Annotated in this window: 17 protein-coding genes; 13 read left to right on the top strand and 4 right to left on the bottom strand. The window is 72.5% G+C overall.

Translation table 11 applies throughout. From position 1 onward, the window contains the following. Positions 1 to 253 precede the first annotated feature (253 nt). A complete protein-coding gene (locus MXD59_RS01385; protein ID WP_248823098.1) occupies positions 254 to 2908 on the top strand; it encodes a nucleotide-binding protein in 2655 nt (884 codons plus the stop codon). Between the two features lie 23 nt (positions 2909 to 2931). Here MXD59_RS01385 and MXD59_RS01390 read toward each other — a convergent pair whose 3' ends face one another. Both MXD59_RS01390 and MXD59_RS01395 read right to left on the bottom strand, forming a co-directional pair. Further along, positions 2932 to 4149 (bottom strand): geranylgeranyl reductase family protein, encoded by a 1218-nt coding sequence (locus tag MXD59_RS01390; protein ID WP_248823230.1) that lies wholly within the window; start codon positions 4147 to 4149, stop codon positions 2932 to 2934. Between the two features lie 75 nt (positions 4150 to 4224). Next, the gene (locus tag MXD59_RS01395) at positions 4225 to 5280 is read right to left on the bottom strand and encodes a DUF5926 family protein (protein ID WP_372511867.1); all 1056 of its coding nucleotides are present in this window, start codon (positions 5278 to 5280) and stop codon (positions 4225 to 4227) included. A 476-nt stretch (positions 5281 to 5756) separates the two neighbouring features. On the opposite strand from MXD59_RS01395, the gene MXD59_RS01400 reads away from it, so the two are divergent. Then, positions 5757 to 6719, top strand: coding sequence for an NAD(P)/FAD-dependent oxidoreductase (locus MXD59_RS01400; protein ID WP_248823100.1), 963 nt, complete (start codon positions 5757 to 5759; stop codon positions 6717 to 6719). Positions 6720 to 6764: 45 nt separating this feature from the next. Continuing rightward, positions 6765 to 7496, top strand: coding sequence for an ATP-binding protein (locus MXD59_RS01405; RefSeq protein ID WP_248823101.1), 732 nt, complete (start codon positions 6765 to 6767; stop codon positions 7494 to 7496). On the opposite strand, the gene MXD59_RS01410 is transcribed toward MXD59_RS01405, so the two are convergent. Beyond that, complete coding sequence (locus MXD59_RS01410; RefSeq protein WP_248823102.1) at positions 7470 to 8702, bottom strand: ABC transporter ATP-binding protein; 1233 nt, start codon at positions 8700 to 8702, stop codon at positions 7470 to 7472. The two genes, MXD59_RS01405 and MXD59_RS01410, sit on opposite strands and share 27 nt — an antisense overlap. A 30-nt stretch (positions 8703 to 8732) precedes the next feature. Here MXD59_RS01410 and MXD59_RS01415 point away from each other — a divergent pair, with 30 nt between their 5' ends. The 3 genes from MXD59_RS01415 to MXD59_RS01425 all read left to right on the top strand — a co-directional run bounded on the left by MXD59_RS01415 (position 8733) and on the right by MXD59_RS01425 (position 11597). Continuing rightward, positions 8733 to 9458: an ABC transporter permease gene (locus MXD59_RS01415; protein ID WP_248823103.1), complete on the top strand. Its 726-nt coding sequence runs from the start codon at positions 8733 to 8735 to the stop codon at positions 9456 to 9458. Further along, a complete protein-coding gene (locus MXD59_RS01420) occupies positions 9455 to 10132 on the top strand; it encodes an ABC transporter permease (RefSeq protein WP_248823104.1) in 678 nt (225 codons plus the stop codon). The genes MXD59_RS01415 and MXD59_RS01420 overlap by 4 nt, the downstream gene beginning before the upstream one ends. 472 nt (positions 10133 to 10604) lie before the next feature. Further along, the gene (locus MXD59_RS01425; protein ID WP_248823105.1) at positions 10605 to 11597 is read left to right on the top strand and encodes an ABC transporter substrate-binding protein; all 993 of its coding nucleotides are present in this window, start codon (positions 10605 to 10607) and stop codon (positions 11595 to 11597) included. Between the two features lies 1 nt (position 11598). Here MXD59_RS01425 and MXD59_RS01430 read toward each other — a convergent pair whose 3' ends face one another. After that, positions 11599 to 12729 (bottom strand): DUF3027 domain-containing protein, encoded by a 1131-nt coding sequence (locus tag MXD59_RS01430; protein WP_248823106.1) that lies wholly within the window; start codon positions 12727 to 12729, stop codon positions 11599 to 11601. A gap of 82 nt (positions 12730 to 12811) precedes the next feature. Here MXD59_RS01430 and MXD59_RS01435 point away from each other — a divergent pair, with 82 nt between their 5' ends. The 7 genes from MXD59_RS01435 to hpf all read left to right on the top strand — a co-directional run bounded on the left by MXD59_RS01435 (position 12812) and on the right by hpf (position 19361). Next, positions 12812 to 14296: an MFS transporter gene (locus tag MXD59_RS01435; protein WP_248823107.1), complete on the top strand. Its 1485-nt coding sequence runs from the start codon at positions 12812 to 12814 to the stop codon at positions 14294 to 14296. A 298-nt stretch (positions 14297 to 14594) separates the two neighbouring features. Then, positions 14595 to 15569: a futalosine hydrolase gene (mqnB, locus tag MXD59_RS01440; RefSeq protein ID WP_248823108.1), complete on the top strand. Its 975-nt coding sequence runs from the start codon at positions 14595 to 14597 to the stop codon at positions 15567 to 15569. Between the two features lie 47 nt (positions 15570 to 15616). Beyond that, positions 15617 to 16471, top strand: a complete 855-nt coding sequence (locus MXD59_RS01445; RefSeq protein ID WP_248823109.1) for a 1,4-dihydroxy-6-naphtoate synthase — start codon at positions 15617 to 15619, stop codon at positions 16469 to 16471. Between the two features lie 95 nt (positions 16472 to 16566). Beyond that, entirely contained in the window at positions 16567 to 16917 is a 351-nt protein-coding gene (locus tag MXD59_RS01450; protein ID WP_163549805.1) for a rhodanese-like domain-containing protein, read from the top strand. Between the two features lie 30 nt (positions 16918 to 16947). Beyond that, on the top strand, positions 16948 to 17703 hold the full coding sequence (locus MXD59_RS01455; RefSeq protein ID WP_308301614.1) for an HAD family hydrolase: 756 nt from the start codon (positions 16948 to 16950) through the stop codon (positions 17701 to 17703). Then, positions 17637 to 18206: a ComF family protein gene (locus MXD59_RS01460; RefSeq protein WP_248823110.1), complete on the top strand. Its 570-nt coding sequence runs from the start codon at positions 17637 to 17639 to the stop codon at positions 18204 to 18206. The genes MXD59_RS01455 and MXD59_RS01460 overlap by 67 nt, the downstream gene beginning before the upstream one ends. A 357-nt stretch (positions 18207 to 18563) precedes the next feature. Next, a complete protein-coding gene (hpf, locus tag MXD59_RS01465; RefSeq protein WP_248823111.1) occupies positions 18564 to 19361 on the top strand; it encodes a ribosome hibernation-promoting factor, HPF/YfiA family in 798 nt (265 codons plus the stop codon). Positions 19362 to 19496: the final 135 nt, after the last annotated feature.

The following is a 19496-nucleotide window of genomic DNA, read 5'->3' on the forward strand; positions in this document are numbered from 1 at the left end:
TGTGGTTACCGCCGGCCACGGCGGCCCGGTGCGGCGGCGGGCGGTCCGTCGATTCGGGTTGGGCGGTCCGTGCGGTCCCGTCGGACGCATGTCATTCTGGTCAAACCCGTCGGGTGCGACGGACCGCACATTCACGTCGGACGGTGACCGCAGCACGTCGCCCGCCCGTGCAGGACCGACCGCCCGTGTCGGGCGCCAAAGCGACCTGGCCGCCCGAGCGGGCCGACCGTCTGGAGGGAGACCCTTGAACCGCGTGGAGGGATCGATTCCACCGGACGGCTCGCCGTCAAACAATCCGTGGGCAGACGATCGGCGCGACCTCGACTTCATCCGCGTGGACGGCGTCGACGACCCGCCCCCGCCCACCTACCCCACCGTGACCGGCCAGCCCATCGTGGCGAGCCAGCCCATCGTGGCGAGCCAGCCCGCCTACGGCGTCTGGGCCAGCGGCCGCGACCAGCGCGGCCCGGTCGTCGGCGGCACACCGGCCGACAGTTCCATGTGGGACGGTTCCATCGCCGCCCTGACTGATCAGGGTTGGTCGGTGGGAGATGTCGCGCCGGCCCGCGCGGATCCGGCCACTCCGACAGCCGCGTGGCCCGCACCAGCCCGCGAACCGGACAGTTCGAACGGCTGGGCGTCGCCGCTCGGGACACGGACGTTCGATCCCCTCCACGGCCCCACCGTCACCGGCCCCACGATCGGCGAGCCCACCGTCGCCGGATCCACGGTCCCTGGCCCCACGGTTGGCGGCCCCACAGTCACTGGCCCCACGGTTGGCGGCCCCACGGTTGGCGGCCCCACGGTTGGCGCCCCCCCGGTCGCTGGCCCCACGGTCACCGGACCCGCAGGTGTGGGGCCCACGGTCGGTGGGCTGACGGTCGCGGGTGGGCTCGGGCGCTCGACCGGGCCCGGCGTGGTGCCACCCGCCTACGACGCGCAGTTCGAGGCATACCGTCCGTCCACTGAATATCCCGCCCCGCCGCCCACCGTCGCCGACGACACCTCGTCGTACGGCCATCCCGGGACCCGTCCGATGCGGGCGCGAACCACGGCCGGTCGGGTGCCGTCCTGGCTTCGGGATCCCGAGCCGTCCACACCGGACCCGCTCGCCGGTCAGGCACCGGCCCACCCGGCCCACCCACGCCCGGACGGACGGCGCCGGATCGTGCCCCGCGGGATGCTGCCCCGCCCAGGGGCCCCGGTGGCTTCTGGCGACACACCACCACCGCTGCCGCCAACGCCACCACTGCCGCCGCGGCAGCAGCCGACCCGGTCACTGCCGTTGGACGAGCGCCCGCCGACAGGTCACGGCCCGCCCCCGGCGCTCCAGCCGCCGCCGGGAACCCAGCCGCACCCCGGCTATCGCGAGCATCCCAGTTATCCGAGCTATCTACCGCCGTCGCTCTCCGGCGCCCAGCCGCTGCCCGCCGCCGCGCGCGTGGTCCCAGCGGGACAGCCGCATCCCGCTCACCGGCCGCAACCAGGCCAGCAGGTTCGCCCGATCGACCCGCGCCAACCGTCGAACCCCGGCTACCAGCCCCAACCTGGTTACCAGGCCGACCCCGGCTACCAGCCTCATCCGGGTCAGCTCGATTCCGGCTACCCGGCGCAGTCCGCCTACCAGGCCGATTGCTACCAGACCGGTGGCTACCCGGCCGAGCAGCGCCAGGGTCGTCAGGGCTACCCGGCCGACGATTACCAGGACGACCGCTACCAGGACGACGGGTACCAGGACGACGAGTACCAGGACGACGGGTACCCGGACCGCTCCGCCTACCCGCCCAGTTCCGACTATCAGCCCTATCCGGATGACCGGCCTGGCCGTCCGGAGGGCACGACCCACCAGTCGCCGGACGACGTCGCGGCGGCGTGGGCGGGCTACCGAACGTGGCCGGGTAACCCGCCGGGGCAGCGCTCGGGGCCGGACCCGCGCTCGGGGCCAGACCAGCCGGCTTCGACCGGTGCGCACGCAGCCGCCGGCCAGCCACGGCTGACCAGCGCGTTGCTGCCCGCACCTGCGCAGACGGCGTCGCGCGGCTGGCGCAAGCTCGTCTACCAGGTGTCGGCCGGTGCGGTGAACCCCGGGCCGTCAGCGGACGAGGTTCGCGACAACCGGCTCGTCGCCCGCATCCGCACCCCGCTACAGGACTGTCACCGGATCGCGGTGCTCTCCCTCAAGGGCGGGGTCGGCAAGACGACGGCGACGGTCGCCCTCGGTTCGACGCTCGCCAGCCTGCGCGGCGACCGGGTGGTGGCGATCGACGCCAATCCGGACCGGGGCACCCTCAGTTCCAAGGTGCCACGCACGTCCGCGCACACCGTGCGGGAGCTGCTCGCGGACGCCGGGCGCCTGCACCGCTACGTGGACGTCCGCAAGTACCTCTCCCAGGCCGACTCCCGGCTCGAGGTGCTGGCCTCGGCGAACGATCCGGAGCTGGCCGAGAGTTTCGGCGAGCCCGAGTACCGGGCCGTGGACGACCTGCTCCAGCGGCACTACTCGATCCTGCTCACCGACTGTGGGACGAGCATCCTGCACAGCGCCATGCACGGGGTCCTGGACATGGCCGACACCCTGGTCATCGTCAGCAGCGCCACGGCGGACGGCGGGGAGAGCGCCGAGGCAACCCTCGACTGGCTCGAGGACAACGGCTACGCCGCCCAGGTCCGCGAGGCCGTGGCCGTGATCTCCATGTTCCCGGCCACGGCCCCACGTGTGGACGTGGACGAACTCACCCACCACTTCGAGGGACGCACCCGTCGGGTGGTGCAGGTCCCGCACGACCCGCACCTGGCCGCCGGTGGCCGGATCGCCCTCGCGGACCTGCGTCGGGAGACCCAGGAGGCGTATCGGGAGATCGCCGGCGCGGTGGCGGAACGCTTCGGGCAGGAGGGCGGCCGGCCCTGACGGGACGCCCCCGTCAGGCGGGCTCAGCGGGCGAGTGCGGCGACCGCCGCGCGGACACCGGGTCTGCGCAGCTGGCGGGCCACCGTCGTACGGCCCTCGATCAGCCGGGTGAACAGGCCGAACGTGCCCGGGCTCGACAGCAGCGCGTGCATGACCGCCGGCCGACGGGCGAACGCGGCCAGCACCTCGCGACCGGCATCCATCTCCGGGCCGAGAATCCGCTCGACCCGGGCGGGATAGGCCGCCAGCGCCGCCACACCGTGCGGCCCGCTGGCCCGGGGCGCCGCCACCGCGGCGGCGGCGGCCTCCCCGGCGAGCCGGCCCGAACGAAGCGCGAACGAGATCCCCTCCCGCGTCCACGGATCGAGCAGACCGGCCGCGTCGCCGCTGACCAGCACCCGGCCGCGGCGCAGCGGTGAGCCGGCCGCCCGAACCCGGGTGAGATGCCCCGAGTCATGCTCCCGGGGCAGATCGGTGAGCCCGTACCGGTCGACGAGACTCCGGTAGTAGCCCCGCAGCGCCGCGCCCTGCTCCCGGTCGCCGATCACGCCGACGGTCAGCACCCGTCCCTTGGGAAACACCCAGCCGTACGATCCGGGAACCGGACCCCAGTCGATCAGCATCCGACCGGTCCAGCGGTCGGCCATCGCGGCGTCGACGACGAACTCGCCTTCCAGTCCCACGTCCACCTGGTCGCAGCGCACCCCGACATGGGTACCGCACCGACCGGACGTGCCATCCGCCCCGATCACGACCCGAGCGCGCACATCGGCGCCCTGCCGCAACCGCACCGTGACCCACCCGGCGTCCTCGCCGTCCTCGGCCGCTTCGGTGAGGCCCATGACCTGCACCCCGGTCCGGACGGTCGCACCGGCCGTCTGGGCGGCCGCGAGCAGGGCGGCGTCCAGCTCCGCGCGCATCACCATCGACAGCCACGGCTGGCCGTGGCGTCGCCCACGACTGACCTCGTACCGGCCGTCCAGGGTCAGGGTCAGGGAGCTGGCCGTCGCGCGGACCAGGCCCGTGAGGTCAAGCCCGACATGATCGGCGGACAGTCCGACCAGCCCACCACCGCAGGTCTTGTACCTGGGCACCGCGGCGCGTTCGAGCACGCAGACCCGCGCGCCGGCCGCCGCGGCTGCCCGGGCCGCACTGCCCCCCGCGGGCCCGGCCCCGACCACGACGACATCGAACACGTCGTTTCCACCAGCGGCATCCGGCCCACGGTCCGCGGCCGGCATGGGGTCCACGGCCGGCATGGGGTCCACGGCCGGCATGGGGTCAGCGTCCGGCATGGGGTCAGCGTCCGGCATGGATCAGCGCAGGGTGAGGCTGCGGCCGACAAGGCCGGCACGAATCCGCCGCTGGGCAGCGTCGAGCGGGACCCGCTCGGCCAGTGCGGCCCGGTAGGCGGTGAGCAGCTCGACCGCCGGCTGTTCGCAGGCCGACGCCTCGGTACCCGCGGCCAGATCCCAGACCGGGACGACCAGGCCATTCGCCCGGAAGAAGCCGACGAAGCGCGATCCCGGGCCGACGGTCAACTGATCGGCGGCGGCCAGCCGGGCGAGGGCGTCCAGCAACGCCTCCTCCGAAGCGGCCACCGGCACGGCGTCGGCATCGGTGTCGGTGCCGGCATCGGTGTCGCTGTCGGACGGCGAGCCGGCGTCGGTGCCGCCGGGTGCGGCCAGCGGCAGTGACCAGCGCAGATGCCAGCGGTCGCCGGGATGGCACCAGTACGCGGCCGCGACACCACCCAGTCGGACGGTGGGCACGACCGTGGCGTTCGCCCGCTCGAGCAGCGCGGCCGCCTCCTGGTTGAGGGCGTCCCCCTCGGCGCCGTCCGTGGACGGCAGCCACCAGCCGAACCCGTCCCAGACGGTGATCTCCAGCGGCGCCGGGTCCAGCACGTCGACCAGTCCGGGCAGCGCCGCCAGGCCGCCGGCCTGTTGGTTGACGAGCAACGGCGACGAGGCGGCCGGGGTGTCGATCACGCTGCCCGGCGTGGCGTCCAGGGCGGCCAGCAGCGCGCCGGCGATGTCGCGGGACGCGTCCAGGCCGGGCACCGCGGTCTGGATCGCGATGAGGATCTCGCCGTCATCGCGGACCAGCGCCGGTGCCGCCTGCGGCAGCATCGTGCCGAGGATGATGCGCCGCCCGGCATGCTCGGGATGAGCCTCCAGATGGGCCGCCGACAGCTGCAACGGCGCGGTCGCGCTTGGCACCAGTTCCCGCAGGGCGACCAGGTCCGGCTCGTCGCGGCGACCGACGAACGGCCGCAGGACGGGGGCGGGCCGACTGCGCCCACCATGGCAGGCCTTGTAGCGGCGCCCCGACCCGCACGGGCAGGGTTCGCGCGGCCCGACCACCGCGATCTCCCCGTCGGTGGACGGCTGCGCGCCCGACCGGTCTCGATCAACCGTACCGGCGCCGGCGGACGAGCCGGACCGGGAGCCGGTGGCGGTGGGCCGGGTGGAGCGGGCGCCCGGGCGCTGGGAGGCGGTTCGACGTGCGATCGCTGGCTCCTGGAGGATTCGGGGCAACCTGGCACCGGGGGACTCCGGCCCCGGTAAGGCTAGGCCATCGTCACCGCCGGACACGCGACGGCAGCGAGGGTGATTCCCGCCGGTGCCACACCGTTACCCCTTCAATCGGGCGGCAGCCCCCAGAAAATGTCCGGGAAAACCCTCGACCGGGACGCACGTTATCCCACGCCGATGTCACCTCGACCCGGCGATCCACAGGTCGACCGGGCACGATGATGGTGAGCTGGACGGGCCGCACCGGCGCCCTGGTGGTAGTTGGACGTTAGTTGTGTTGGACTGTCGTCGAGTAGGACATTGGGGGGCTGGTGCCAAAGGTCCTGGTCGCCGGTGGGGGAATTGCGGGAATCGCCTGCGCCTGCGTGCTGCAGGCGGGTGGGATCTCGGTGCGGGTCCGTGACCGCGGCCGCGTGATCGGTGGCCGGATGGCCTCACGCTGGATCGACGGTCGCATCGTCGATACGGGCGCGTCGTATTTCACGGTGACCTCGCCGCAGTTCGCCGAGGTCGTCGCGGACTGGACCACCCGTGGGGTGGCCCGGGCCTGGACCAGACGGATGTCGGTGCTGCGCGGCTCGGACCAGGCTCTGGTGGTCGGCGAGCCGGGCCCGATGCGCTACACCGCGCCGGGCGGCCTGCGGTCCCTGGTCGCCGACCTCGCCTCCCGCAGCGGCGTCCGGGTCACCCAGGCGGCGCCGATCGCCCGGATCACCCCCGGCCCGTGCGTCGATGGTGAACGGGTCGACGCCGCGGTGCTGGCCATGCCCGACCCGCAGGCCGCCCGACACCTGGACGCGTCCCTCACCGCCGAGCGGGCGATGGTCGTCGACCGGCCGTGGCTACCCGCGCTGACGCTGCTCGCCGGCTGGTCGCACCGCTGCTGGACGCCGCTCGACGGTGCCTTCGTCCACGAGGACGACACCCTGACATGGATCGCCGACGATGGCCGCCGCCGGGGCGACCAGGCGGCGGTCCTGGTCGCCCATTCCACCGCCGGCTATGCCGCCCCTCGGCTGGTCGAGCCCGCGGCCGCCGGGCCCGGGCTGCTCGCGGCGGTGCGCCGGCTGCTGGCCGTCGACGAGGCGCCGCAGTGGCTGCAGGTGCAGCGCTGGTCGTTCGCCCGACCCGCGCAGGTCCACGATCATCCTTTCTTCCTGTCTGACAATGCGATCGGCCTGGCCGGTGACGGCTGGGGCACACAATCGAAGATCGAGAATGCCTGGCTCTCCGGCACCGCGCTGGGCCATGCGATCATCGAGCGGCTCTCCTGAGCGACACGCCGACCGGCGCCGGCGCATGTGACCAAGAACTGACAAATGTCGGCCGAGCTGGTTCGATTGATGCTGTCACGGGGGGGTACACCTGCCGACATGGAGATCAAACTCAGTCTGTCGTTGCCACGCGATGAGATCTCCATTCCGGTGGTTCGAAGAATCTGCACGCAATCCCTGAAGGTTCTCGGTGTCATCCGTGAATGCATCGACGACGTTGAGCTTGCGTTGACAGAAGCTTGTGCCAATGTGCTGATTCACGCCCAGATCGAGGACGAGTACGAGGTTTCGGTCGGCGTGGACAACGAGGTTGCCGTCATCGAGGTCAGCGATCGCGGCGGCGGTTTCGACCTGACCGTCGATCCCGACCTGATCGCCAGCGCGGTCGCGGCGGAGGCCGCCCCCGACAGCGCCCCCAGCAGCACTCCGGACGGTCTCAGTGACATCGCCACCGATGGCGTTCCCGAGCAGGGCCGGGGAATCTTCCTCATGAGGGCGCTGATGGATCAGGTGCAGTTCCACCGGGTGGACGGTCCGCACCGGGGCACCCGCGTCCATCTGGAGAAGGTTCTGGCCTGGGAGGAGAGCGCACCCGGCGCACGCCTGAGCCGACCACGCACTCCCTCCGGACCATGGGGAACCCCCACCCCGGGCCTCACTCCCACCCCAGGCCTCACCCCCAGCACCGCGCCACCCTCACCCGCGCAGGCATCCTCGGCATCCGCAGAAATCCCCGGCCGCTCGGTCGCGTCAGAGACCATCGACAAGCCCCACTGACGGCCCGCCGCCCGTGCCGCCGGCGTCGTCGGCGGCCACCGACCGACGCAGGGCGGCGTGCAGCCCGGCGGGCGTGAGCATTCCGATCGGCTGCTCACGTGGATCACCCTCGTCCGCTGCGGCACCGGATGACACGGCGCCACCGGGCACGCCGCCACCAGGAGTGCCGCCGCCGGACGGGCTCGCCCCGGCGGTCGCGGCATAGACGTCGAGGGTGTCCCGGTCCTGAGCCAGGAGCGCGGCGAGCGCCTGGCGCAACGGTGCGCCCACCCGAACCCTGGCCGGGCCGGTCCCCACCGCGCCCCGGCCATCCGTCCCACCAGCGCCGTTCGTCCCACCAGCGCCGTTCGTCCCGGCGGCAGAGTGCGGGCGGGGTGGTTCCAGATCGGCGGGGAGCAGGGGGGTGACGGCCAGCCGGCGCAGCGCCCGGTCGGCGCCGACGAAGTCGGCCACGAAATCGGTCGCCGGACGGCCGAGGATGCGCGCGGGCGGGTCGATCTGTTCCAGTGTGCCGCCCTGACTGAACACCGCGACCCGGTCACCAAGCCGGATCGCCTCGTCCAGATCGTGCGTGACGAACACGACCGTCTTGCGGATCTCCTGTTGCAGGCGCAGGAACTCGGCCTGCAACCGTGCCCGGGCGATCGGGTCGATCGCCGAGAACGGCTCGTCCATCAGCAACACCGGCGGGTCGGCCGCCAGGGCCCGGGCCACCCCGACCCGCTGCTGCTGACCGCCGGACAGCTCATGGGGATAACGCCGTCCGATGGTGGCCGGGTCCAGCCCGACCAGCTCCAACAGTTCGTCCACCCGCGCCCGGATGCGCGTCGACGGCCAGCCGAGCAGCCGCGGCACGGTGGCGACGTTGCCCCGGACGGTCAGGTGCCCGAACAGCCCGACCTGTTGGATGACGTAGCCGATCCGCCGACGCAGCCGCACCGGGTTGGTCCGGGCGACGTCCTCGCCGGCCACCAGGATCCGCCCGCTGGTGGGCTCGACCAGTCGATTGATCATCTTCATGGTGGTCGTCTTGCCACAGCCGGACGGACCCACCATGCACAGCAGCTCTCCCGCCGGCACGTCGAAGCTCAGATCGCGCACGGCCACTGTGCCATCCGGATAGCGCCGACCGACCCCGACCAGCGAGATCATGGGATCCGCGCCGGCTTCGGGCTTCGCGGCGGTGGGTTGACCGGTTGTCGGCATCGTGTCCTCCCGACCGGTTACGGTGCATCGATGGCCATCGCCACGTCCGGGACCTGCCTCGAGCAGAACGCGTGGATCTGCGGAGACTACGTCCGTACGCGTTCCGACGAGCTGTGGACGGCCACCCGCGAACACATCTCGCTGACGGTGACCGCGGTTCCGATCGGCCTGGTGATCGCCGCTGTGCTGGTCCTGTTCGCCCGGCGCTACCGGGTGAGCGTGCCCTGGATCGGCGGGCTCACGAACGTGCTGTACACGGTGCCGTCGCTGGCGTTCTTCGCACTGCTGCTGCCGGTCACCGGCCTGTCGGTGACGACGGTGCGCATCGGGCTGGTGGTCTACACGCTGGTCATCCTGTTCCGGGGCCTGCTGGCCGGGCTCGACGCCGTCCCGGACGACGTGCGGGAGGCCGCCCGCGGGATGGGTTACGGCCCCACCCGGCTGCTGCTGACCGTCGAACTCCCCCTCGCGCTGCCCGCGATCATGGCCGCGATCCGGGTCGCCACCGTCTCGACCATCGCCCTGGTCACCGTGGGGGCGGTGATCGGCCACGGCGGTCTCGGCAACCTGATCTACGACGGTCTGAACAGCTCGTTCAAGTCCGAGGTGCTGACCGCCTCGGTGCTGTGCGTGGCCCTCGCCGTCGTCGCCGACCTGCTGCTGGTGGCCCTGCAGTGGCTGCTCACCCCCTGGCGGCACCGCCGGCGGTCCCGCCGCCGACCGGGCGGCGGCCAACCTGAAGCGACGACCGCATGAGCACGTTGACCAGTGCCTTCGACTGGCTCACCACCGGCTCGAGCTGGCGCGGCGGGGAGGGGATCGCGACCCGCCTCGGCGAACACGTGCTGCTCACCGCCGCCTCGGTCGGGATCGCGTCGGCGGTGGCCCTGCCGATCGGGATCGCCCTGGGTCACCTCGGGCGCGGCGGCACCCTGGCGATCAACATCTCGAACATCGGCCGGGCCGTGCCGACGCTCGCCGTGCTGGTGCTGCTGGCCATCGGTCCGCTGGGCATCGGCGACCTGACCACGGTGCTCGCGCTCACCCTGTTCGCCATCGCCCCCCTGGTCACGAACAGCTACGTGGGGATCCGCGAGGTCGACCCCGGCGCCGTGCTGGCCGCGCGGGGTATGGGCATGTCCGGTGGCCAGGTGCTGCGCCGGGTGGAACTCCCCCTCGCCCTCCCGATGATCCTGCTGGGTCTGCGGCTGGCCGCGGTGCAGGTGGTGGCGACCGCGACCATCGCCGCGCTGATCGACGGCGGTGGCCTCGGCCGTTTCGTCGTGGACGGTCTGGCCAACCACGAGCAGAACAAGGTCGTCGGCGGTGCCATCCTGGTCGCCGTGCTCGCCCTCGTGGTGGACGGCACCCTGTTCGCCCTGACCCGCCTGCTCACCCGGGCCCCACAGCCCACCCGTCCACGCCGCTGACCGTCCCAACCGCTGACCGTCCCAGCCAGCCGCCGCGAACCTGTCCACCCGAACACCCACTCTCCGCGGCCAGACCGCACGAACAGCACTCCACCCCGCCCCCATCACGCCTCGCCACGAGCCCCACAGCAAGATCCGCCTACACGGGTCGCCATGGGGGCAAATCGGACACGAACACCCCCACGACGACCCGTGGGCACCCTGCACACCCGCGCCCCCCAGCCACGGCATCACGGAACGTGGCCATGGTTGAGGGTTGTGCCGCGTCGCACGAACAAGCCGGCAGAATCGTTGCCGACGGCAGACTCCACCGTGACGGTGTGCGATCACACGTCGGGGGCGGCCGGGCGGGACGCGGATCGGGATTTCCCACCTTGGCGCTGTCGTTTATGTCGGTTGCGGTTGCGGTGGGGCATCCGCTGCGGGAGGGTGACGGCCGAACCCGTCCAGAGACCGCCGGAGGGCCGACCTCGTGACAGACCCGACAGCACTGATCGGAACGCGGCGTCGGCCGCGTGCCCTGGTGACAGGCCTGGCCGCCCTGGTCGCCCTGATCCTGGGGCTGGCCGCCTGCGGCTCGGACACCAGCGGCAGCACCAGCGGCGGACGTTCGTCCGGTGCCACCGCGTCGTCCGCCGGGGGGACGCTCACGGTCGCCGACGCCGGCTTCACCGAGAGCAGGATTCTCGCGGAGATGTACGCGGCGCTGCTGGAGAAGGCCGGGTACAAGGTCGAGCGGACGTCGGTGCAGCAGACCGAGCTCGCCCAGTCCTCCCTGGAGAAGGGCATCGTGGACGCCATGCCGCAGTACGTCGCGACATACGCGGACCTGCTCAACACCGAGATCAACGGCGCGCAGGCGGCCTCGGTCTCCTCACCTGACCTGCAGAAGTCCCTGACGGCGCTGCGTTCGCTCGCCGGGCGCCGCGGCCTGACCGTGCTCAACCCGGCGTCCGCCGTCGACCAGAACGCCTTCGCGGTGAGCAGGTCGTTCGCCACCGAGCACAAGCTGCGAACCCTGTCCGACCTGGGAGCCAGCGGCCTGAGCGTCAAGCTTGCCGCCGGCCCGGAGTGCGCCACCCGGCCGTTCTGCCAGCCGGGGCTGGAGAAGACCTACGGCATCAAGGTCAGCGAGATCGTGCGCACCGGAGTGGACACCCCGCAGACCAAGGCCGCCGTCAAGGACGGCAAGGCCCAGCTCGGCCTGGTACTGACCACCGACGCCACCGTCGCCGACAGTGACCTCGTCGTGCTGACCGACGACAAGAAGTTGCAGAACGCGGACAACCTTGTCCCAATCGTCACCACGAAGTCGCTGACCCCGAAGATCTCCGCCGCGCTGAACAGCCTCGCCCCGGTGCTCACCACCGCCGACCTGGGCGAACTCAACAAGAAGGTCGACTCCTCCCGGGAGAAGCCGGCCGACGTCGCCCGCTCCTACCTCGAGGACAAGGGCCTGCTCTAGGTCAGGAGTGGCCGTAGGGCTCGGAGCCGGGACCGTCGCCTGACTCCTCCCCCGGCTCCGGGTCCGACACGGAGCCGGGGGTATGAGCCCCGACACCGATCAGTTCCACGTCCGTGGGGACGAGATCGCTGGGATCCTCGTCGAAGATGACCGGCTCCGGATGCGCCGACGGGGCCACCATCGCCTCGGAATGAGCACCGCAGCCGTGGTCGATCGAAGTCACCCGGCCGTCGTCCGGGGCGAGCTCGTTGGCGCACGCGCCGAACAGCCGACCCAACGCCCCGGCCAGCCGGACGTGAAAGCCGCAGGTCAGGCACGAGGCTGGCGCCACCTTCGCGATGGACGCGCCGGGGCCCGCCTCACCGGCGTACCAGCGTTCGACGGCCTCCTCCCGGCCGGCCACCGACAGCACCCGCGGCCGGCCCAGGCCGAGTTCGACGAAGTCGTCGGTGTCGACGAGCTCCTCGACGTCGGTCACCCGCAACGCGAGCCGCGGATCATCGATCGCGGTCGGCAGCAGGTCGCCGACGCCGACATCCCCGGGGCGCAGCCGCTGCGACCACGGCACCCAGGCCGGAGCGAGCAGCGCTTCGTCCCAGGGCATCAGCACCACGTCGTCGACGGTCGCCTTACGCACCCGGGCTGCCCGGGTGACCACGATCGTCCACACCCAGCCGTAGTAGGCGGGCGATTCGCAGGCGAAACGGTGCAGGACGATCCGGTCGCCCTCGGCTTCGACACCGAGATGCGCGCCGACCGCCTCCTCGCTGCCGGCCTCCGCAACGGCCGCGGCCCGGGCCAGATCGACCGCGGCGGCACAGGCCGCGTCCACCCCCGAATCCCGACCTGCCCGCGCGCCCCGCGACTGTTCGGGCGCCACCGCGCCCGCACCGCCGGCAGGGGCCTCGCCAGTATCAGCCGAGGGTTCGCTGCCAGCCGGAAGTTCGCTGCCAGCCGGAAGTTCGCTGTCGGTTGGAGGCTGGGGTGCCGCGGGTTCGTCGGTCACCGCGGGCAGGTCGAAGGCCGCGGGCGGCCCGGCGAGTTCGTCCGCGTGAGCCACCTCGACGGACGGGCTTGACACGGGCACGCGGGTTGACTCGGTCGCGGCGAAACGAGCCTCTGGAGCATCCACGCAACGTATTCTCACCCACGGACACGTGCGCTGCCCGACATGGTCGTGGAAGCGCGGGCCAGGGACGAGGACACTCGGCACGGTGAACGTGCTCAGAGGCATCTCGGGGGGCGCCCGTCGCCTGCGCACACGGGTCCGCGGGGCGGACGCGGAGCGCACCGGGTTGTCCTCGCTGACCGAGCTGTCCTTCGTGAACGCCGCCGGCGACGCGCTGGTCACCGTGGCGCTGGCCGGGTCGCTGTTCTTCTCGGTGTCCTCGGCCGAGGCGCGGTCGAAGGTCGCCCTCTACCTGCTGATCACCATGGTGCCGTTTGCCCTGCTGGCACCGGTGATCGGGCCGCTGCTCGACCGGGTGGCGCACGGCCGGCGCACGGCGCTCGCCGCGCTCTGTCTGGCCCGGGGACTGCTCGCCTGGCAGCTGGCCGGCGCGCTGGACGGGCTGTCGGTCTACCCGCTGGCACTCGGGCTGCTGGTGCTCTCCCGCGCCTTCGGTGTCGCCCGCAGCGCTGTCACCCCCCGGGTGGCGCCGCCCGAACTCACCCTGGTGAAGGTCAATGCGCGCATCACTCTGATCAACGTCGTCGCCGGAGCGATTGTGGCGCCGGTGGGATTGGGCCTCGCGAACATTCCGTTCGTCGGCTACCCATGGGTGCTGCGGATGTGCGCGATCGTGTACATGGCCGGCGTGCTGCTGGCGTTCAACCTTCCCGGGCACGTCGATTCAGCGGCCGGTGAACTCCCGCTGCGGGCGGCGGCGGTGGCGGTGGAACCCGACGCCGCGGGGCCCGGATCGCGGGCCGGGATGCGGACCCGGTTGCGCGCCCGGTTGCGCGCCGTTCTGGGCGCAATGCCGGTGGCGTTGCGGGCCACTCTGGTCCTGCGCGGACTGGTCGGCTTCCTCACCTTTTATCTGGCGTTCCTGCTGCGCACGAACGGCGGCAACAATCTGTGGCTGGGCGGCCTCGCCGTCGCCGCCGGTGTCGGCAGCGGGCTCGGCGTGGTCGCCGGTGGTCGCCTCGGCCAACGCCGGCCGGAGGGCATCCTGGTGCTGGCCATGATCCTGGCGGCCGGAGGGTGTGTCGGCGCGGCCGTCACCTACACCCGGTTCACCTCGCTGCTCGCCGCGCTGCTGGCAAGCCTCGCGGGCTCCATGGGCAAACTGGCGCTGGACGCGATCATCCAACGCGACGTGCCGGAATCGTCGCGAAACTCCGCTTTCGCACGCTCGGAGACGGCGCTGCAGCTCGCATGGGTCGCCGGGGGTGCGATCGGCCTCGTCGAGATGCCCGGCACCCTGGGCTTCGCCCTTGCCGCGATCGTCGTCGTCATCACCGGCGTCATCCAGTCCCGCGCCCTGCACCAGGCCCGCCAGGCCGCCCGGGCCGGATTCACCGCGCAGCCACGGGTCCCGTCGGATCCGTGGCCGGGCGGCCAACCGGAAGCGCCGGTGGATGTCACCCCGGACCCGCAGGCCATGCCCGTCCCGACGTCCGCGGAGCAGACCTGGCCGCCGACCGAAACGATGCCCGCCGAGGCATACCAGCCAGGCGGTCAACCACCGGGTTGACGTGCGGGGGTGATGGTCAGCTGGTAAGCACCTCGGTGCCCGATCCGGCGGGCGTCTCAACGCGGGTACCCCCGTTACACCGCCGCAGCCCACGCAATGCGCATGCCATGCCGCACACGGCCATCGACGACACGCAGTGTCGTCTGTGGTGCTATGGTCCGGCAACACGTCCGATTTGCACCACATCGAAAACCCCGTGCCGTTACCTTGCCGTCCGGTGCGGTGGCATTCAGGCGAATCGACCCGCACATTCAGGACGGCGGACGAGGACATTCCAGACGATGACACGGAGGCGGTCGTGAACCGCACCCTGATCGTCACCGCGGTGACCGCTGAGGCGGACGCGGTGTGCGCGGGACTTATGGGCAGCTGGTCACGCGGGCGAACCCGGCTACCCGCCGGCCCGGCGAACCTGGTCTCTCCCGACTGGGACCGTCAACTGCTCACCACATCCACGCTGGGCCCGTACGTGGGCCGGCGGCGCGGCCCGGTGACGGTGCTCGCCGCGGGCACCGGCGGACCCGCGGCGGCGGCCGGGGCGGCGACGGCGCTGGCTGTCGCCAACGCCAGCGGCCAGCCCTTCGACCTGGTGCTGATGATGGGCGTGGCCGGCGGATTCCGCGGCTGGGCCGAGATCGGCGATCTGGTCGTCGCCGAGCGGATCGTCGCCGCGGACCTCGGCGCCGAGTCCGGCCTCGACGAGGAGCCGCCCGCGGCCACCACCCGGATCAGCGAGCTTGACCGCAACCTCGGTTTCCACTCCACCGGCGCGCCGACCCACCGCGCCGGTGACGGTCGAGCCGGCGCCGAAGGCGCCTTCCTCACCCTGGATGACCTGGGCCTGGGCTCGTCCACGGCCCGCCCCGACCCGGAGCTGGTGGCCCGGTTCGGCACCGTGCTGGACGCCACCGGCCGGCGGATCGTCACCGGCACCGTCGTCAGCGTGTCGACCGTCACCGGCACCGAGCGCCGCGCCGCCGCCCTGACCGAGCGGCTTGACCCGGTCGCCGAGGCGATGGAGGGTTATGCGGTGGCACTCGCCGCCCGTGCCTTCGGGGTGCCCGCGGTGGAGATCCGGGCGGTCAGCAACCCTGTCGGTCGGCGTGACCGCGCGGCCTGGAACCTGCCGTCGGCACTGGCCAGCCTGCGGATGGCCGCCGCTGCCCTGGTGGCTCATCCCGAAGGCCTGGTCGCCGTCGCCGAAACGGTCACCTCCTCCGGAGCCGGCCAGGGTGCGCACAACGGCAACGGCGTCGGCCCGCACACCGGGTAGCCCGACGCACCAGTGGCAGTGGGGCACCAGGGACAGTGGAGCGGTGGATGAGCGTTGACACCCAGCCGGGCACGAACCGACCGGGGCAGCCGCGGCCGCTGTCCCTGGCCATCTCGCCCTGCCCGAACGACACCTTCTCCTTCCACGCCCTCCTGCACGGGCAGGTCACCGACGCGCCCGCGGTGACCGTCACCTACGCCGACATCGACGTGCTCAACGGTCGCGCCGAGCGGCGACTCGACGATCTGGTGAAGGTCTCGTACGCCGCACTGCCCTGGCTGCTCGCCGACTACCAGCTGCTGACCTCGGGCGGTGCGCTCGGACGCGGCTGCGGGCCGCTGGTGCTCACCGCCGGGCGCACCGATCTGCGCGGCGCCCGGGTCGCCATTCCGGGCACCCGCACCACCGCCTACCTGCTGTTCCGGCTGTGGGCCGCGGGTGTCGACCTGGCCGCGATCGACGTCCTGCCGTTCGAGCAGATCATGCCGGCGGTGCGGGCCGGTCGGTATGACGCGGGCCTGGTCATCCACGAGTCACGCTTCACCTACCCGTCCTACGGGTTGACGGCGGTGGCCGATCTCGGCGACTGGTGGGAGGGGCGGACCTCGCTGCCGATCCCGCTCGGCGCCATCCTCGCCCGCCGCGGACTGGACGGTCCCGCGCTGTCCGCGGTGGTGCGCGACAGCGTCGCGCGGGCGTTCGCCGACCCGTCCGCGTCCCATGAGTACGTCCTCGCGCATGCGCAGGAGATGGAATCCGACGTCGTCGAGGCGCACATCAAGCTGTACGTCAACGAGTTCAGCCTCGATCTCGGTGACGAGGGGTTCGCCGCGGTCGAGGCGCTGCTGGCCCGCGCCGCCGCGGCTGATCTCGTTCCCCACCTCGCCCAGCCGCTGCGCTGACCGCACCGGCCGCCGACTCCCGGTGATATTCGGTTCACACCCGGCTGGCCATCCGGGCATGGTTCGTCGGTGCGGGCGGATGGCAGGATGGGGCGGTGAGCTCTGACCAGATCCCGGCCGTAAGCGCCGACGACCTGCCCATCGACCTGACCACGGACGGCGCGCCCCTGCTCGTCGATGTCCGGGAGTCCGACGAGTGGTCCGCCGGGCACATCGCCGGCGCGCTGCACATCCCGATGGGGGATGTGGTCGCCCGCCTCGACGAGGTTCCCCGCGGCAAGGACATCGTGGTCGTCTGCCGCTCCGGGCGGCGTTCCGCCGCCGTCACCAGCTACCTGGCGCAGGGTGGCTGGCAGGTCCGCAACCTCACCGACGGCATGGTCGGCTGGCAGGCCCGCGGGCGTCCGATGGTCGCCGAGGGCGCCGCCGTCCCCACCGTGCTGTAACCGGTGCCGCGGTGGCGAACATCGACCCCGGTGGTCGGGTTCGACCTTGACCTGACCCTGCTCGACGCCCGGGCGGGCATCCGGGCGACCTTCGCGGCCCTGTCCGCGGAGACCGGCGTCGCCGTCGACGGCGACGCCGTCGTCGGCCGCCTCGGGCCGCCCCTGGAAACCGAACTGGCCTACTGGTTTCCGGCCGCGCAGATCCCGGCCCAAGCCGATCGTTACCGGCAGTTGTACGCGGTGCACGCCATACCGGCGTCAGCGCCGATGCCGGGTGCCGCACGGGCCGTCGCCGCCGTACGCCGCCACGGCGGGCGGGTGGTCGTCGTCACCGCCAAGAACACCGCTCTCGCCCAGGCCAGCCTCGCCGTCGTGGGCCTGGCCGTCGATGTCGTCGAAGGCGCCCGTTTCGCGGACGCCAAGGGCGCGGCCCTGCTCGAGCAGCACGTCGACATCTTCGTCGGCGACCACGTCGGTGACATGATCGGCGCCCGCGCCGGGGGTGCGCACGCGGTCGGCCTGACCACCGGCCCATGCTCGGCGGACGAACTGCGCGCCGCCGGCGCCGACACCGTACTCACCCACCTCGACGAGTTCCCGGCCTGGGGCCCGGGCGCCGCCCCGCGCCGCGGGGGGCCCCCTGCCCCCCCCGGGGGGGCCGTGGGCCGCCGCCCTGCCTGGCGGCGGCCCGGTACGGCGCTCAGGTCCGAGCGCTGCTGGTGGCCTACAAGGAGCGGCGCAGAACGGATCTCGCCCGTCCGCTGGGGGCCGCGCTCGCCCGGGTGATCGTTCACGCCCGGCCTGGTCCGGCGGTGGTGCTGGTCCCGGTGCCGTCGTCGGCGGCGGCTCGGCGGCGTCGAGGTTTCGATCATGTCCAGATGCTGTGCGCCGCGGCGGCGGTGGTGCTCCGCGGCCGGGGTTACCGGGTCCGGGTGGCACCGGTGCTGCACCCGGTGCGGCGGCTGGCCGATCAGGCCGGTCTGGGCATCCAGGCTCGGGCGGACAACCTCGCGGGCGCGTTCGCGCTGCGGGCCCGGGCGGCGACGCTGGAGGCGGTCAGCCCAGGGGGTCCACGGCTGCTCATCGTCGATGACGTGGTGACCACCGGCGCCACCGTGAGCGAGGCCGCTCGCGCGCTGCGCGAGGGCGCGTTGCGCCCGTATGCGGCCGTGTTCGTGGCGGCCACCCCCCGGCGACGTACGGGTGCCGCCACGCCCGCCCGGCGGCTGGGGACGGCGGCGACGCGCGCAGAGGTCGGCTTGGCGGGGCTGGATGGCCCGTCCGGGTGAAACTACCGGTACGCGCCCTGCGGACGCGTGTGCACGAGACGCTCAGGTCGGGCAGTGCTCGCCCGGGCACGGCGAACGGCGTAGCGCATCAGTCGTGCGGATGCTGGGCGTGCGATCGGAGTAGGGCCGGCGCAGTGGGGAAGGAGCCGATCGCGGGCAACCATCCGCAGACCGCCGCGACCGGCGCAACGGCACGACAGAAAGGTGTTACCAGAGTGGACAGGGCGCCCCTCGAGCATCCCGGTCAGGCACGGGAGCAGATACGGGGGCACGAGCGGGCGCGATGAGATCACCGGCACCTGGGCCGGCTGCGAACGCAGGTCAGGTGGCCGGACACTTGAACGGGAGGTGGATCGCGTGGACATCGTGGTCAAGGGCAGGCACACCGCGGTACCGGAACGGTTCCGCAAGCACGTCGAGGCCAAACTCGCCAAGCTTGAGCGGCTGGACTCCCACATCATCCGGGTGGATGTCGAACTGTCGAAGGAGCGCAACCCGCGCCTGGCTGACGTCTGCGACCGGGTGGAGCTCACCGTCTACTCGCGGGGGCCGGTGATCCGGGCAGAGGCCGCCGCCGACGACTGCTACGCCGCTCTTGACCTTGCCGCGAACAAGCTGGCCGAACGGCTGCGACGCGCCGCTGACCGCCGGGTCCGCCACCACTCCAACCATGCCGGAAGCAAGCCGGCCGGGATCACCGCGGTACCGCTGGAAAGCCTGATGCCCCTCGACGGCTCGTTCGCGCCGGGTGGCCACCACACCCCCGACGAGCGGCGCCCGGCGACGGGGCCCGCGGCGGCCCGTCCTGTGGTCGCGGCCTCCGTCGAGCAGGTCAACGCGGTCCGCCAGCAGGCCGACCAGGCGGAGTCACCCGAACAGGCCCCCCTTGTCGTCCGGGAGAAGACGCACGAGGCGGACCCGATGACGCTGGAGGACGCCCTGTCGAACATGGAGCTCGTCGGGCACGACTTCTACCTGTTCCTGGATGCCGAATCCGGCCTGCCCAGCGTGGTCTACCGGCGGGTTGGCTACGACTACGGGGTCATCCGGCTGACCGGTTCGAGCGAGCTGGAGGCGGCGCTGTCCCACGACCGGTCGCAGACCGGTGAGGCGGCCCGGGAACACGACGCCTACGCGAGCTCCGCCGCTCTTTAGCCGATCTGCAGGTCACGTCCACCGGCTGACGTGGGACCATTTGCCTCGCGTGTCGAAGTACATGACCGTGCCGCTGTTGCCGCTGCCCTGTGCGGTCGCCAGCAGCGGCACGGGTCGGGGTAGCAACGGTCTCAG

The sequence above is a fragment of the Frankia umida genome, assembly GCF_023242945.1.
GTDB classification, from domain to species: Bacteria; Actinomycetota; Actinomycetes; order Frankiales; family Frankiaceae; genus Frankia; species Frankia umida.